The sequence below is a fragment of the Streptomyces sp. HUAS CB01 genome (assembly GCF_030406905.1).
Classification (GTDB): domain Bacteria; phylum Actinomycetota; class Actinomycetes; order Streptomycetales; family Streptomycetaceae; genus Streptomyces; species Streptomyces chengbuensis.
Genome location: NZ_CP129137.1, coordinates 6,784,878 through 6,800,381, shown reverse-complemented (window position 1 = coordinate 6,800,381; position 15,504 = coordinate 6,784,878). Strand labels below are relative to the sequence as shown.

9 protein-coding genes and 2 pseudogenes are annotated in these 15,504 nt (G+C 66.9%); 5 read left to right on the top strand and 6 right to left on the bottom strand.

Going from position 1 to position 15,504, the window contains the following annotated elements:
• Positions 1 to 93 precede the first annotated feature (93 nt).
• Positions 94 to 492, top strand: coding sequence for a DUF6193 family natural product biosynthesis protein (locus QRN89_RS29765; protein ID WP_290352506.1), 399 nt, complete (start codon positions 94 to 96; stop codon positions 490 to 492).
• Between the two features lie 127 nt (positions 493 to 619).
• On the opposite strand, the gene QRN89_RS35655 is transcribed toward QRN89_RS29765, so the two are convergent.
• From QRN89_RS35655 to QRN89_RS29735, 6 genes are all read right to left on the bottom strand, one after another.
• Positions 620 to 880: a dienelactone hydrolase family protein gene (locus QRN89_RS35655; RefSeq protein WP_356948669.1), complete on the bottom strand. Its 261-nt coding sequence runs from the start codon at positions 878 to 880 to the stop codon at positions 620 to 622.
• Positions 881 to 1,199: 319 nt separating this feature from the next.
• The gene (locus QRN89_RS29755; RefSeq protein ID WP_290352505.1) at positions 1,200 to 2,141 is read right to left on the bottom strand and encodes an alpha/beta hydrolase; all 942 of its coding nucleotides are present in this window, start codon (positions 2,139 to 2,141) and stop codon (positions 1,200 to 1,202) included.
• A gap of 753 nt (positions 2,142 to 2,894) precedes the next feature.
• Positions 2,895 to 4,247, bottom strand: coding sequence for a hypothetical protein (locus QRN89_RS29750; RefSeq protein WP_290352503.1), 1,353 nt, complete (start codon positions 4,245 to 4,247; stop codon positions 2,895 to 2,897).
• On the bottom strand, positions 4,244 to 9,400 hold the full coding sequence (locus QRN89_RS29745; RefSeq protein WP_290352502.1) for a hypothetical protein: 5,157 nt from the start codon (positions 9,398 to 9,400) through the stop codon (positions 4,244 to 4,246). Before QRN89_RS29745 ends, QRN89_RS29750 begins: the two co-directional genes overlap by 4 nt.
• Positions 9,397 to 11,424, bottom strand: coding sequence for a CHAT domain-containing protein (locus QRN89_RS29740; protein WP_290352501.1), 2,028 nt, complete (start codon positions 11,422 to 11,424; stop codon positions 9,397 to 9,399). Before QRN89_RS29740 ends, QRN89_RS29745 begins: the two co-directional genes overlap by 4 nt.
• Positions 11,425 to 11,442: 18 nt before the next feature.
• Entirely contained in the window at positions 11,443 to 12,264 is an 822-nt protein-coding gene (locus QRN89_RS29735; protein WP_290352500.1) for a hypothetical protein, read from the bottom strand.
• Positions 12,265 to 12,565: 301 nt separating this feature from the next.
• Here QRN89_RS29735 and QRN89_RS29730 point away from each other — a divergent pair.
• From QRN89_RS29730 to QRN89_RS29715, 4 genes and pseudogenes are all read left to right on the top strand, one after another.
• Positions 12,566 to 13,487 (top strand): annotated as a pseudogene (locus QRN89_RS29730) (IS3 family transposase); the annotation flags it as partial.
• 234 nt (positions 13,488 to 13,721) lie between these two features.
• Complete coding sequence (locus QRN89_RS29725; RefSeq protein WP_290352499.1) at positions 13,722 to 14,243, top strand: hypothetical protein; 522 nt, start codon at positions 13,722 to 13,724, stop codon at positions 14,241 to 14,243.
• Positions 14,244 to 14,550: 307 nt separating this feature from the next.
• Positions 14,551 to 14,829 carry a hypothetical protein gene (locus QRN89_RS29720; protein WP_093659635.1) on the top strand — a complete coding sequence of 93 codons (279 nt, stop codon included), beginning with the start codon at positions 14,551 to 14,553 and terminating at the stop codon, positions 14,827 to 14,829.
• A 205-nt stretch (positions 14,830 to 15,034) separates the two neighbouring features.
• A pseudogene (locus QRN89_RS29715) lies at positions 15,035 to 15,387 on the top strand (NAD(P)H-dependent oxidoreductase); the annotation flags it as partial.
• Positions 15,388 to 15,504: the final 117 nt, after the last annotated feature.

Sequence of the window (15,504 nt, the reverse complement as noted above, 5' to 3'; positions counted from 1 at the left end):
CGACGACGCGGTAGCCCGGATACTCGATCGTGCGGCATAGCGCTCCCGACCTCACCGCGCCCACCCAACCTGACCGCAGTGGAGAATTCGAGCATGACGACGAACGCTTCAGGCGCAGACAAGGTGGAAGCGGCATGGCAGGAGCTACTCGACTCCGATCGGGTCAGCGCTGAGTTGGTTGCGGCGGCATACGCTGAGCCACGGCTACGGCAGCTCTTTCCCTGGGTTGGGATGTGGGAGCTGCACTTCAGCCGCTGCACTGAGCAGCGTTGGACATGGGACGTGCCCTACATCGGCCCGACAACAGCCGGCCCGGGCCACGCCGGGCCGTACTACGTTGAGGGACCTTCGCGGACTCAGAAGATCGGGAGAGCTGATACAGCACAGGAGGCGATCACGATGGTCGTGGAGCGACTGCCGTCCAACTGCGGCCCCGCGTTCAACGGCACGCCCGAAGAGCTGGCCATGTATGAGAGTGGAAGAAACCTGTGATCGACCGGAGTTGTCGACTGCTGGGGCGGTTCTGACGGCCCCGGCCGACCAGCGATACATGATGACGGGGTTCTATCAGCCCGCTCGGCCGAGGCAGAAGGCGATAGCGAACGTCGGTGTTCCACCTCTAATGGGCAGCGCCCGCGATGCGGACTCCGGGATCCCCCTGGGGAAGATCGTGAACTTCTGGCTGGGGAATTGCGTGAGCGTCCACAATCCGTCCGTAGTTCGCGGCTACCACGGTGCCCAGCGCCTTGATACGGCGGTCCGTCCTCGCCGCCGTCGCGGCATAGCCGCCACCACCGCAGACGCCCACGACGCCGATGCGGTCCTCGTCGACGTAGTCGAGCGTGACCAGGAGGTCCACCGCACAGCGGAAGTCTTCCACGTGTGGCCGGGTCCTCCAGGTAGCGGGGCTCACCGCCGCTCTGTCCCTGGTGCGAGGCGTCGAACGCGAGCGTCACCTGGCCCAGTTCGGTCAGTCGCTCGGCGTAGACGTTGCCCGACGTCTGCTCCTTGCAGCTGCTGATCGGGTGGGCGCAGACGATGGCCGGGTGCTTCTCCGCCGGATCGAACCCGTCCGGGACACGGAGGTCAGCCGCCACATCCCAGGTCCGATTCTTGAAACGCACAGATTCCGTTTGCATTGTTCCGTTCTCTTCATTGTTGCGATCCGCTGCAGGACGGCGCCGAGGTGCTCGGGTGTGTCACGCGGTCAGGTGCTGGCCGAAGAAGTCGGCGAGCTTGGCGACCGCGGGCACGACGTGCGCGTCCTGGTCGTACAGGGAGATGTGGGTGGCGCCGTCGACGACGAACAGTTCCTTGGGCTCCCGAGCCTTCCCGATGGCCTCACGGCTGAAGTAGGCGGTGTCCGACTCGGAGCCGACGATCATCAGCACGGGGCGCGGCGCGATGAGCTCGATCATGGCGTAGGGGTCGAACTGTGCGATGTGGTCGATGCTGCGCAGCGGCCATTCGTTGTTCGAGTTGCAGTGACCACCCCGCGGAGTGCGGTAGTAGTTCTGTGCTTCCCGGTAGAGGGTCGGTGCTTCCTCCAGACCCTCCGGGCCTTCCGGGCCTTCCGGGCCTTCCGGGCCTTCCGGGGCCCAGTTCAGCACGGCCGGTGCCTCGCCCTTGGCTTCCGCGGTGCGTGCGGCGCCGGCCTGGTCGAGCAGGGACTGCAGGACCTCGGGGCCCTGGCCGCGGCCCAGGCCTTCGACCAGCAGGCTGCGAACGTCGACGGCGCTGACCGTGGCGACCGCCTTGATGCGGTGGTCGGTCTGCGCGGCGAACGGCACGTAGCCGCCGGAGGCGCAGATGCCCAGGGCGCCGATGCGGGCCGGGTCGATGCCGTCCCGAGTCGACAGATGGCTGACGGCGGCACGGACGTCCTCGGCACGCTGGAAGGGGTTCTCCAGACCGCGCGGGGAGCCCTCGCTGTCGCCCTGGTAGGCGGCGTCGAAGACGAGCGCGGCGAAGCCCTCGCGGGCCAGCCGTTCGGCGTGGTTGCTCGCGGTCTGCTCCTTCACACCGCCGCCCGGGTGGGAGACCACCACGGCCGGCAGCGGGGCGCCGGTGTGGTCGTCCGGGGTGAACAGGATGCCGGCCAGCTGCAGACCGGCGCTGGGAAAGGTGACGGCGACCTTCATATGCTTGCCACTCCTTGGTTCACGAAAGCAATGGCCGCGATGGCACGGGATCCGGGACCGGTCATCACACGGGAGGAGCCCGTGCACACCGACCTCCGAGCAGGCCCAGCCCCGCAAAGCGATCAAGGGCTGCGACCGCCGCCTCGCCCGCTACCAGGCCGCCCGCGTCGCCGGCGCCGACCCCGCCGTCGTCACCCAATGGATCAACGAAGCGCACCGGGACAAGGAAAGCGTCCAGAAGCAGCTCGACACGCTCCCCACGCGGACCGGTAGAAGGAGCCATCTCCTGACGCCCAGCGCATCCGACAGATCACGGACGGCCTCGGAGACATCGCACAACGCATCCACCCACACGAAGGTGACCTGACAGCCCATCACTCGGATTCGCGCCGGAGTCGTTGCCACGAGGGCTCACCGTGGAGGTGATCAGGCCGCGGTGTCGTAGGTCTGTGTCGTGATCCGTGTGCTGGACCATTCGGTGAGCGTCGACGTGGTGGGGTTTCCGGCCGCGTCGTAGTCGGTGGTCGCGGTGAGCTTCTTGCCTGGGGGTCGATCGTCCGGGTCTGCTGGATGATGCGGTCGTCGCCGTCGTAGTCGTACGTGGTGACGCGGTTGAGGCCGGTCGGGTCGAGGGTGCTGCGTGTGGTGCGGCCCGTGGCGTCGACGGCGTGGGTGACGGTGGTGCGGACTCCGCCGGTGGTCTCCTGGATGAGGTTGCCGGCACCGTCATAGGCGTTGGTCGTCAGGACGATGTCACGCTTGCTGCCGTCTGGCTTGGCCTCCCTGGTTGCTCCTTCTCGGTCCTGAGAGGGCGTCGAAGAGGGCGTTTCCCGAGGCTGCATCGCGTTGTGCGCGGAGGTCGCGGTCCGTGTCGGCTCGCGCGGTCTGGGTGACGAGAGCCAGTACCTCGTTGAGCGCGCGTTCCCCTATCCCTCGTTCGGTGTAGCTGTCGGGTGCTGTCATGAAGGCGAGCGTTGCCGCGGCGAGGATGCCTGGCACGTCCCCTCGGCTGGATGGCAAGGTGTTCAGCAGTCGGTCCACGGTGAGGGTGAGGCCTTCGGGCCTGCGCAGGCCGAAGAGGTCTTGTGGCGTGCGGCCGTCGAGTTCTGCCATTCCCTCTCCGGTCAGGGCGGCTACGACGGCTTCTGCTTCATCGTCCGAAGCGTCGGGTTGCCCGGGGAGTGGCGGCAGGAGGCCGGCGGTGCCCGGCGGCATGGCTGCGCGGCAGACGAGGGCGCGCAGGCGGGCCGGCGGATAGTCTCCTGACCCCTCTTCGCCGTCGGGGCCCGCGGGGCCGAGGGCGTCGGTCAGCGTCCAGAGGTACGCGGCTCCGCATGCCGTGGTGGCGCAGACGTCTGCGAATGTCTCGCCGAGCCAGCGTTCCCAGTGAGCCAATCGCTGCGGGGTGAGGCCGGCTCGTTCGGCGAGTCGGGACTTGAGCGTGGGCGCCAGGCCGAAGTCGTCCTCGATGTGGTGGCCGGTCTCATGGGCAACTGCGAGGAGTGCTGGAAGGTGGCGGCCGCTGGACCATGGGATGCCGATGAGGGGGAACGGCAGGTGCTGGGCAGCGCTGCGACCGTGGAAGGTCCGCTGCCTGCCGTGGGAAAGCAGTGGCTCGAAGTCTGCGCCTCGGGCCATGGCGAAGGGGATGGGACGACGGCTCAAGAAGGTCAGTGGCGGCTCCTTGGGGAACTGTCCCGCCTTGGTTCCCGCCGCGCGGAGTGCGGGCTCGTAGAGGGACCAGGCCAGTTCGTCCGAGACGTCGAGCAGGGACTTGTAGCGGGGCAGGTGACGGATCAGCAGTTTGCCGCGGAAGAAGTCCCACAGGTGGTGCAGATCAAGCATGATCTCGGGAGCTCGCTGTGATCGGTCCGGCGCCGACATGCGCTCCACGCGTTCGAGAGCGGCCCGGAGGACGCCTGTCGCGCCTGTCACCTGTGAGCGGTGCTTCAGGAGCGGCCCCTCGGTCAGGACTGCTTCGCTCCACTCGTCGAGTTCTGTGTGGAAGTCCCCGAGGACGTGCCGGATCTCGTGCTCCCGGCGAGCGGGGTAGCCGACGGGCGCGTGCCCGGTGGGGGCCGTCGGGGAACTGTTGCCGGCATTCATGCCGACTCTGTTTCGGGCTGCGGCTCGGAGATTCGCAGTGCGGATGGTGTGGCGAACAACGTGGTGCACAACGCGGTCAGGGTGTCGTGCCTCCAGTCGAGGTTCTGCAGCGTCTGCCTGTGCCGCTTCCCGTCGACTGTGGTTTCGTCTTCCGAGTGGAGCAGAAGCATGGCTCGGACTGCTTTGTGCAGGTCCAACAGCGGCGCATCCCGGAGCAGTCCTGTGGCGAGGACCATGGCTGGGAGGTCTGGGGTTCTTGTCAGACCGGTGCAGATGACCGCGGGTGTCACACCGGATGCGAACAGCATGGCGGCGAAGTGGTTGCGTAGGACCAGCTGGAGGGGGATGTCGGCCGTCGAGCCGGGTCGGGGCGGGGCAAGGACGATCAGGGGTTGCGTTCCGGGCTCGAACGTGGCCAACCATCGCACGAGTCTCGACGGGTCCAGATCGGACCCGGACGCTTTGCTTCCGAGACGGTCGCTGTGGCTCAGGCCGACGGGAGAGAGGTCGAAGTATGGCGTGGAGCCCGCCTTCGCCTTCAGTGGAGCGCTGACGTGGAGCAGTGCTGGTGCGCTTTCGTTCGTTGTGGGGAGCGCCTCGGGGGTGACGAGTTGGAGGGCTGCGCAGCCTTGGCTCTGGTACACGTCGGCGAGTGGTCGGCGCATCGGGCGGGGGTCGGCGGTTGCTTCGCCCGGGGTGTTCTCGAGGAGCAGGACGGTGCGGGCGCCGAGTTGGGGGCGTGTTTGCCTTCTGTTGTCTCGCATCAGCTGCCACAGGGCTGCTGCGCCTACGGAGAACAGGACGGTCCTGGCCGCGCCGCTGATGTTCTTGGAGAGTGCTGCGCCGACTGCGGCGGCGGTGAGCGTGCCCAGCAGGCCGTCGACCACGAGTTCCGGGGTGGAGATGGCTCGCAGGGCTGCTTGTAGTGCGCGGATGTCGGCTGACTCCGCGGTGTCCGGGAGGTTCCGGTACAGCACGGTGTCCCGGTCTTCGAGGCCGTCCGCGACGGGCACCAGTTCCCAGGGGAATGCGTGGGCGGCGGGGTCGTCGGACTGTACTTGGGTGTTGCTGGCGTGGTGGCCGGCGAGTGCCACGTTGCTGAGCCTCGGAGCTGCCTGTTGTGCGGCGGTTCGCCAGTCTTGGCGCAGTGTCTCGGCCAGGGCTTCGTGGTCGAGTGTGGAGTCGGTGTCGGTAGTGATGGCCAGCACGCGTTCGTCGTGTGGGCGTGCCAGCTCGTGCACGGTTCGGGAGGCTTGGCTCCACGGTTCCGGATGCCCGAGGCGGGCCAGCATGCGGTCGGCTGCGAGCCACATCGACTCCTGCCCGTGGGTTTGCCCCACGAGTCTCAGGATGTGCGCCTCCCAGAGTGAGGCCTGACGTACATGGCTCAGCGCCTCGGCTGCTGCGCTGAGTTGCTCCTCTTTGACCAGTGGGGAGTGGGTCTGTTTGGCGGTCAGCCACCGACCCACGGCGGCGAGCAGTGGGGCTTCTTCGGGGGCTGTACGGATGAGTCGCCGATTGGTCTGGGGGCGCACCTCGCCCTGCATCCTGATCTGGGAGCGGGCCCGGCGCCAGATGGGTAGCGGGTCGTCCGGGGCTTCACGGGTGAGGATGCGGTGGGCGCGGTCGGCGAGTGCGGCTGCTTGCTTGACGCGGCCGCGGATGCGTTCGAACTCGGCCAGGCGCAGGACTTGTACCTGCTGGTCGGCCGCGGTGTCCGCGGGCTGGACGATGCCGTCGAAGAGTGGTGCGAGTAGATCCAACTCGGTGTATGGATCGGGGTTGAGGGGTGTGGGGTACGTGGCCAGGCCTGCGAGTGCGGTCAGCCGAGCCGGGGGCGGTTGCAGGGTTGCCAGGGCTTCGGCCAGGCGTTCCGATCGTTGGTGGGAGCCGAGGGCCGCGGCCACGCCTCCCCGTAGGAGCTCGTTGCGTGTGCCTGCGGGCACCACGAGTAGGTCTTCATCTCTCACCTGGTATCCCAGGGTTCTGAGTTCGCGCCAGAGCAGTCCCCGTTGGACGGCCCACTCGTTCCTTCCGTCTGCGGCTCGAAGGTTCTTGAGGGCCTGAGCGGCGCGGCGGAGGTCTCCGAGGTGGCGTGCCAGGTAGGAGGCGTAGAGGAGGAGGCAGTGCGGATGCCCTTTGGGGAAGCCTAGGTCGCTCCAGAGGCCGGCTGCGCGGTCGAAGGACTCCTGGGCTGAGTCCGCCGCGAGCAGTTCGCCTTCGATGGCCCCTTTTCTCATCAGGCTCGCGGCGAGGTACCGGTAGGCGGTGGGGCTCTCGCTGCCGGTGGACAGTCTCCGTACGTGGTCCAGCGCGTCAAGTGCCTGCTTGGACTGTCCCAGAAGGTGGTATCCCTGGGCGCGGAGCAGGCACGTTTCCATGCGTTGAGATCCGGTGGCGGCGGACAGTTCGAGTTGCTGAAGGGTGGTGATCGCCTCTGTGGGCGCGAACGCCTGGAGTTGCCTTCGCGCTTTGGCCAGGGTCGCACGAGTGCGTAGTGCGGCGAGTCGCTCGCGCTCTGTTCCTGGCCGTGGTTGTTCAGTCTCGGGCGCTTCCTCCTGTGGGAGGCTCACAGCGTCCTCGATTTCGAATGCCTGTGAGATGCGACCTTGCCGCTCGAGCTCTTGTGCGAGTTCGAGGGAGATGAGGAGTCGGCTGGTCTCGCTCCGTGCGGTAGCCAGCGCATCGCGGTATGTGGTCTCGGCGTTGGAGTCGTTCACTGCGGCCTGGATGCGGGCCAGGGTGACCTGGAGCCGTTCTCTCCACCGGTCGTCTGTCTCCCTGGGCAGCGCATCGCGGATCAGTTTCTGGGCCTCGATGTGCATGTTCTTGCCGCTGAGCAGGCTTGCTCTCAGGATGCTCTCGGCGCTGTCGGGCGGGAAAGGGGACGGAGCCGTGTTCCGCAGTCGGTCGACGAGGGCCAGCCTGCTTTCGACTTCGTTCCACATCGGGTCGGCTGGGCTGTAGGTGGTCTCCTCCGCCTGTTTGAGAACGAGGCTCGTGGCGATGGTCAGGTGCGCGGCGGCCAGTGTCGCGTGGCTGATGAGCAAGCCGTTACCAGTGCGCTGCCTGGGTGCGTCGCCGTCGACGTACTCGTGCCCCAGTACCTCCTCGGCAAGTTCGCGCATGTCCTCTACCCGGCCGTGCCTGTCTGCCGTGTCGACGGCCTGACGCCAGAAGGCGTCGGCGTGCGGGTCCCCGGCCTGAAAACGGTGGTAGACCCCTTCCCGGGTGTGGCTGATCCATTGAGGGGGCTCTGCCTGTGCCAGGTCGTCAAACCGCTGGGCGAAGGCCAGGTGGAGATGCCGGGCGACGGGCTGGTGGGCGACCAGTTGTCGCATGGGTGCCACGACGTTGGGGTGGAAGACGACGACGGAGTCGTCACCTGCGTGCCGGGAAACCCAGGACGACGCGCTTGCGTAGTCCAGTAGACGCCGCCAGGCGTCGTCGAGTCTTTCGGGTGGTTGGCTGGAGGTGGGGAAGACGTCCGGCCTACCCCGAAGGTGGTGGGCGTCCCTGAGGGGATCGTCGATGTCTTCACTGCCCAAGATCCCGCGCGCGATCCAGGGCGCCATGACGGTCCTGACGTCTTCGGCGCTGAGGCGGCGGGGGATCACGCCGTAGCGCAGCAGCCATCGCACGTCTCGGTCGTCGATGCGCTGCACGACCCGGTCGATCAGGTAGTGCAGATGCGGCTCTTGATGGGACGTCAGCGCATCAGGTGTGATGCTGGGATCACTGTCGATGACGTCGGCGCAGAGCGCCAGCGTGAAGGGGAGACCGTGGGACTTCCGGAACGCCGCCCTCACCAGTTCGCCGTCGGTGATTCCGCGCTTCTCACAGAGGTATGCGCGGGCCTGTTGGGCGGTGAAGGGCTTGAGTTCCCTGTGCTCGATTCCGGCATCGTCGAAGGCGCGAATGGCGTCGGGAACGCTTTCGCGGAGGTCGTACCGGCCGGCGATGATCAGCCGCAGCCCGGGGCAGCGGTCGAGCATTCGTGTGAGCATATGGAGCAGGCGCTCGGCTTCGGCGGTGCCGTGGAGTAGCAGCTCCTCCAGCGTGTCTATCACCAGGACACACGGCTGGCCGGCACTCGCTTCGTTCAGGCGCACGGCGAAGTCGCTCAGCAGGCGTTCCTCCACAGCGGCGGAGTCGAGCGAGTTGATGGTCTGTGCGACGTCCTTGGCCAGCCGTGAGGGGCGGCGGTCCAGGAGCACACGGTAGGTGGCGTAGGCGTCGAGCCGTTCGAACACGCTCTTCGGTAGACGGCGGCTCAACTGCTCCGCGACTTCGAGCAGGATCAGCCACGGGTGCTGGCCTACGGCCCTGGCGCTGATGAAGTCGAAGTCCAGGCGTGCGCACAGCACGTCACTGGGCGCGGGTACCCAGCGCCGGGCGACGAGCCACCGAAGCATCATCGTCTTCCCGGCACCACCGGCCGCATGCAAATGCCATACCCGTGATTCGCCACGTAAGAGTTTGTCGGCGTCCCAGAGGAGGTCGTCCGGCGGAAGGTACTGTGCGGAGCGGGCGTAGTCGGCGGCCCAGTAGGAACGTGCCCTGACGTAGCCGGTTCGGTTCTGGAGCCGTTCGCACAATTCCGGCGTGAGGTGGGCGGATCGGTCCGGATCCCTCAGCACGTCGACGTAGTCCTCGCATGCCGCGAAGTCACGTTGGTTGTCGGCGCGATCGAAGTGCTCGTCAAACAGCGTCAGCGCCCGTTCCGGGTCGGCCAGGAGTAGGTGCCGTAGCTCCTCGTGTTCGTCCCCCGCCTCGCGGGCGTGATCGGCGATCTTCTTTTCGAGGATGCGCAGAGTTGCGAACAGATCGGGCTGGGCAGGGTTGTGCCATTCAGCGAAATAGCTATTCCGGTCGCTTTCGGGGAGGCTGTACTTCTCCGGCTCTCCGGGAACGACGACAACCGCACGTTCTTCGATGAGTTCTGCCAGCGTGGGCACTTCGGAGTGCGATTTCATGGCCCAGGGTCGGAGCACCTTTTCGTACAAGTTGGCGTCAAACGTGCGCGCGGCGGCGCCGGCTCGCAGGACTGCTCGCCAGGGCGGTGGGAGAAACGACCGAATGATCTCCTGCGGGGTTTCGCCGGCAGCCATCCTTCGGATGAGTTCGGCCGAGAGGCCCGTGGTGTTCCTCACCCTGCCTCCAGTTTATTGATCGCGGCCGCCCACTGGTCGACGTGCGGGGTGAGGCATTCAAACAGATCGACGCCGAAGTACTCCTGCGGCTGTCGGGCCAGAGCTTCCACGACTCCGATGGTGGCTTTGTTGGGCTCGCATCCAAGGCGCTGGCTGTACGCTCTGGCCAGCCGCACCAGCTGCCCGCGCCTGAAGTCACCGACTTGCACACGGCCGATGACGTGCGAGTCGGCGTCCGGGATTATCGGTCGCATCCAATTGTCGGGCGCGACAAGCACCAGGCGCAAGGGGGCCGCTTTGCCGTAAGCGATAGGGCGAATCAGCCCCTCGTACAGTTCACCGCCGAGCGACTCCTCCATGATCCGATCGGCGTGATCGAGTGCGAGGATCAACGGTTGGTCGGAAGCCACCCGGCGGAGGGTGGTGACGAAAGCCGCCATGATGTCCCTCTTGCGCTCATCCGCATGGCCGACGTCGTCATTGAAGGGATTCCACTCATCCTCCTGCCCGGCCCCCGCACCCTCGACCGATTGTACGTGGCCGACCACGAGCCTGTTCAACTCCGCGTTGAAGTCGCGGAAGGCATCCTTCGGCAGCGAGCAGAGCTGATCCGAGGAGATTGCCTGCTCTCGGATCGTGCGCAGCACCGTCAGCCAGTCCTTACGTCTCGTTCCACCGCCGGCGCGCGCTCCCGGTGCAGCGAGCCTGGATGACAGGTCCACCGAGATGATCTGGTGCCCGCGGAGGAACCATGTCGCCTGACACCAATTGGACAGCCAGGTCTTACCCGTCCGGCGGAAGTCGCCGTGGGAGTGTCCCCCGATCACGAGCACTGAGCGCTTCGGGATCCCGTCGTTGCTTCGCGGGTCGTCCAGCGCCCACCATGCCTGTCTGCGCTCCATGACCTGACCCACAAAACGGCGGAGATCGATGTACTGCTTGTGGCGGTGAATGTCTTCCGGCCGGGAGCCTTCGGGAGAACGGATTATCAAGGGCAGGACGGCGTCGGGCTCGGTACTGGTGAGCAGTACGGGGAGAGCCCACTCCCCTGTTCTTTCCGGTAGCTTGCCCAGTGCGGATCGTGCCGCTGCCATGCATTCGTCGATGGGCAGGCCGCGCACCAAACCCTCGTAGAAGCTCCGCGTGAAGACGACGGCAGCGGACGACTTGATGTCAGCCTGCATGGAGATCACGGCCCGGGCGCCGGTGTCCGAGAAGGCTTGAGCGATGCCTCCAACCCAATCTGCAGGATCTGCCTGGGCGAGATGGCAGGCGTTGAGCACCACCAGCCGCGGCTGCCACTGCGTCAGGTCGGCGACGTCCTCGGCGCACAGCTGCCAGCCACCCCCCGACTCGGTGGTAAACGAGAGCTCCGGGCTGCCACCGCCCGCCCTCTGCATTCCATGGGCGATGAAGTGCACAGCGTGGGGGCGCAGTTCCTCGATTGCCTCCGCCAGTTCATGGGCGGAGTCCGGGCAGTCCAGGACTTCCACATGAGCCTGGCCGGGCCTGCACTCCAGTACACCAGACAACGCGGCCAGCTCCTGTTCAGCGAGGGCCTGCTCGTCACGCGCTGGTGTGCCGATGACCACCAGAACGCGCAGCGGCCACGCCTCCGGCATGCCGACGTCGACGGCGGGCACAGCAGCACCGCGCCTCATCAGAAGCTCGGGGCGACGCCACAACCACGCGCCACGCTGCCGCATGAGCTCCCAGGGCAATGACCTGAGCTCGGCCGGCTCTATGTCCAGGACCACACGCAACGGAGAGTCCGCGGTGCAACCCGCCCGCAGGGTGGCCCAATGGTCCGCCACACCGCCCCCGAGTAGGGCCTCATACAGAAGGTCGCCCGCCTCTCGGCGGTCGTCCTCGCTCGCGTTGCGGTCGAAGACCTCGCGAAGGCGGTGGACCTCCCCGAGGCTCCCCAACGGGACCGGTTCGTTGGAGCGATCGCCCGCCGATATGACGACGCCGAAGCCGACCCCGTCGCTCGAAGCAGTGATCCGCAGTGACGCTTTTTTCATCTTGCTCGACCCGCTCGGCTACTCCGACGCCGGATCCGACGTGTGCTGCTCCTCCGCTTCCGCCGTTTCCAGCACGGCACTCGGGTCATGCCGCGCCTCATCGATCAGCACTGGCGGCACGGGCTCAGGTTGGGCACCGCGTCCGGGCTGGCGTGGGCCGTAGTCCTCGGTGACGCTCCGGAACCAGCGTTTGCGCAGACGAACCACTCGGAAGAACGGGGTGCACTCTGCGCCAGCCCACTTCTCGGACACCCCACGGTGCCGGAGGATGGAGGCGCCCCCGGCGAGATCCGCGATCCCAAAGGGGGCCTGGCCCAGGCCCGCCTGAAGTCTGAACTCCACCGATGCTCCGCTGGACTCGCTGATGAGCAGAGTGCCCGAGTTTGCGGATATGACCTGTGTGACGGCCAGGAGCGAGTCGTCCCAGGTCTGCCAGGTCAGGTCGACAAGCGCAGCCGCGAGTGCCTTCTCGTCGGCGACCGCCTGCTCTTGGAGTCCTTTGTAGACGACAAGAGCGGAATGACTCTTCGAGAACTCAACGGCTGCCCCTAACTCAGCCGCCGCCAAGGCGGAGAAACCCTCCACGGCAACGCCCGCAGGCTTGAATCGAACTGACGCGGAACCACCAGCGTCATGCAGCACGTCTGCATGCGGGTTGCCCGCCCGATCCTCATAGGTCACACCGCGGTCCTTGAGCGTCCCGGCACGCCGCACATGACCATCGACGTTGTGCAGTACGTCGCCCACAGAGATCCGCTCGGTGATCGGCCAAGCGAGCCACCAGAACTTCCCCCAAGAGCCTCGAACGGCCTTTCGATACACGGTAAACGGCTTACTCATGCGGTCCCCCTCGCCCTGCCCCCTCGTGCAGCGCTCAGGATAACGGGGCGACTACGGCACGTGTCCGCACTTTCGACTGATTCCTCGCGAGCCGGGCCGGCTTGAGCAGGCATGAGCGGATTCACGAACAGGCGTGCTAACCCAGAGCTATCGCCACACGCGCCCACCCCAGCAGGTCGCAGCCGCCCATCGAGGACCATCTCCGGGTCTGATACAGGTTCGGGTGACACGTTGACCTGCCCCACCTCTCAGGTTCCAGTTCTGCTGGCTAACTGACGGCCTTCACGAAAGGCTGCCGGACATGCCCCGCGCCTACCCCGCTGAGTTCCGCGCCCGCGCCATCGCGTTGGTGCGGGCAGGAAAAGAACAGAAGCAGACCGCCGCTGACCTCGGCATCCATCCGGTCACGTTGTCGAAGTGGTTGCGCCAGGACGACATCGACAACGGCGGCGCCCTGGCAGGGTCTCGGAGGAGTCCGCAGAGCTGCGTGCAGCTCGGCGACGAATCCGCGAGCTGGGAGCCGAGCTCGAGATCGTCCGCAAGGCCGCCAAGTTCCTCGGCGAGGACAAGCCGGCCCCAAAAGGCTCTACCCTGTGATCGACCGTCTCGTCGATGCCGGGGCACCGGTCGACCGATGCTGCCGGATCCTTGGGGTCGCCTGGCAGAACTACTACAAACACAAGCGCACCCCGACCACACCGCGGCAGCTGCGACGGGAGTGGCTGACCGGGCTGATCCGTGAGGTCCACGTCGCCTCACGCGGTACCTACGGCTACCGCCGCGTCCACGCCGAGCTCACCCTGGGCATGGGCATCCAGGTGTGCTCGAGGACCGTGTCGGTGCTGATGACACAGGCCGGGATCCACGGACTGCCCGGACCGGTGCGGATCAAGCGCCTGCGGGGTGTCGTCACCGCCGATGACCTGGTCAACCGGAAGTTCCATCGGCTGCGTCCCAACGAGCTGTGGGTCACCGACATCACGCAACACCGCACCAGAGAAGGGTGGGTGTACTGCGCGGCGGTCCTGGACACGTTCAGCCGCAAGATCGTGGGCTGGTCGATCGACTCCAGACAGGACTCCACCCTCGTGGTGAACGCGTTAGACATGGCCCTCCGCAACAGGCGCCCCCAACCAGGCGGGATAGTGCACGCCGATCACGGCACCCAGTTCGCCTCCTGGGTCTTCGGGGAAAGGATCCGCTCCGCCGGGCTCCTGCCATCGTAGGAGCCCGGCGGAGCGGACGTGAGTGTCTGAGCATTCACCGTTACGACCCTGCGAGGTGGCATGCCGGCCCCCCGGCCGCGCCGAGCCAGACTACGAGTACGTGCGATACCCCCACAGCCGCCGATGCGGATACGGCAGTCGCCGCCGCCCGCCGCTACAGGGCCGACGGGAGGGAGACTCCGTCGCGTACGTGAGCGGTACCGGCGCGCGGATTGGGCGAAGCACACCACAGTGCTGGCCGCCATCGTCGCTGCTGCCGGTCTTGCAGTGACTGCGTGGGGCACGCTGAAGGCCGCACAAGTCGCCGACGATCAACTGGCCCAGTCCAAGGAGCAACAGGAGGACAGGAACCGGCGCCAGGTAGCCCTCATCGCGTTCTGGGGTGAGGGCGACAATGACAGCGTGGTGGTGGTCGTGAATCGCTCACTGGACCCTGCGTCCGCGTGGCTGAAGGCTGCTCCCGCCGGTCCCACTGATCCGAAAGGTGCGGGTGTCTTCTACCCCCTCGGCGTCCTGCCGCCTTGTCAGCGCATGGAGTTTCGGTATGAGCAGATCACCGTGGCCGGTCCTGCCTGGCCGGTGAAGGCGCTGGTCATCACTGACGCCCATGGGAATGGGTGGGAGCGCAGAGCTGATGGAACACTGCGCACCAGCGAGAGCCGTCCGGCGGTCTCCGCTCTCGGGCAGGGACGCCCCCCTCGGTTCGTCGGGGCCAAGTACACGAAGCTCGAGCAGTGCGGCCCTTCCACCTGACCAAAATCATTCCCACCCAATTGTGTAAGCCCCTGTCAGGTCCCCGGGACAAACGCGCGCCCGTCCGGGCACGGATCCGCCCTCGCTGACGACGTGGGTGCAGTCCCTCAGCACGGCAAGGACGGCTGCCGCATCGCGCCCGGCCACCTCTCGGCGCCCCAGGTGGAGCTCCGCCAGGGCCGCGGCGTGGTGCGACCCGATCACCCGGCGGTCGTCCCGCCCGGTGCTCTGCACTCTGGGGGTGCGGTGGGCGCGGGTTGGGGCGACGCTGGTGAGAGTGTTCACCCACTCCGTAGGGAGATCAGCGATGATCAAAATGCTGCACGAGAAAGGCCTGCGCAGCGAACACGCCTACACGGCCGCCGTGGTTTCGATCGGCCTCTCCATCTTCTCCTGGACCGCGTCAATGAAGGCGGAGCCGGGTTTCGGTGTCGATCGCGCCGACCGGTGGGGCATTTTCGTCGGGGAATGGGCACCCACCTTCTTCGGTCTCGGGCTCGCACTGTCCCAGTACGAGCAGCAGGAGGGCACGCTGACATCGAAGGTGCGTGACCTCCACCCGGTGGAGGACAGGCCGGCCATGTAGCAGCGCACTGCGCCCTGCCCGGACGCTCTCGGGCAGGGCGCAGTGGGGGGACCCGCACGCCCGTCATCCGGCCCCCTCCGTGACGGCTGCGGTTGTCGACCGTTCCACTTGGGTTCACGTCACGAGTCGGCCCGACCGGCCACGCCTGAGGGTGGCCACGCGTCGTGTGCGATATCGAAGGCGGGCGTCGAGGTAGTCGAGCTTCATGGACTCCAACGACCACACTCCGCTCCGTGCTGTCGCGCTCGTCTGCACCTTGTCTCCCTCGCCCGCGCGAGCGAGCTCACAACTGCTGGCCGAACAGACCATGGCCGCCCTCGCCGGCACGGCGTCACGGGCAAGACCATTCGTATCGCCGATCACGACGTGAAGCCCGGCGTGAAGGCCCACATGGGCGAGGGGGACGCGTGGCCGGAGATCCGGGACACGATCCTGGGCCGCGGCATCTTGATCCTGTCCACGCCGATCTGGCTCGGCCACCCCTCCAGCAGCGCCCAGCGCGTCTTGGAGCGCCTGAACGCGGAGCTTTCCGAGACCGACGACGAGGGCCGCATGCTTCCCGAGCAGGCCAAAGCCCACAACGCGATCAAGGACTGCGACCGCCGCCTCGCCCGCTACCAGGCCGCTCTCGACGCCCACCGCATCCGACAGATCACGGAGGGCCTCCGAACGGCC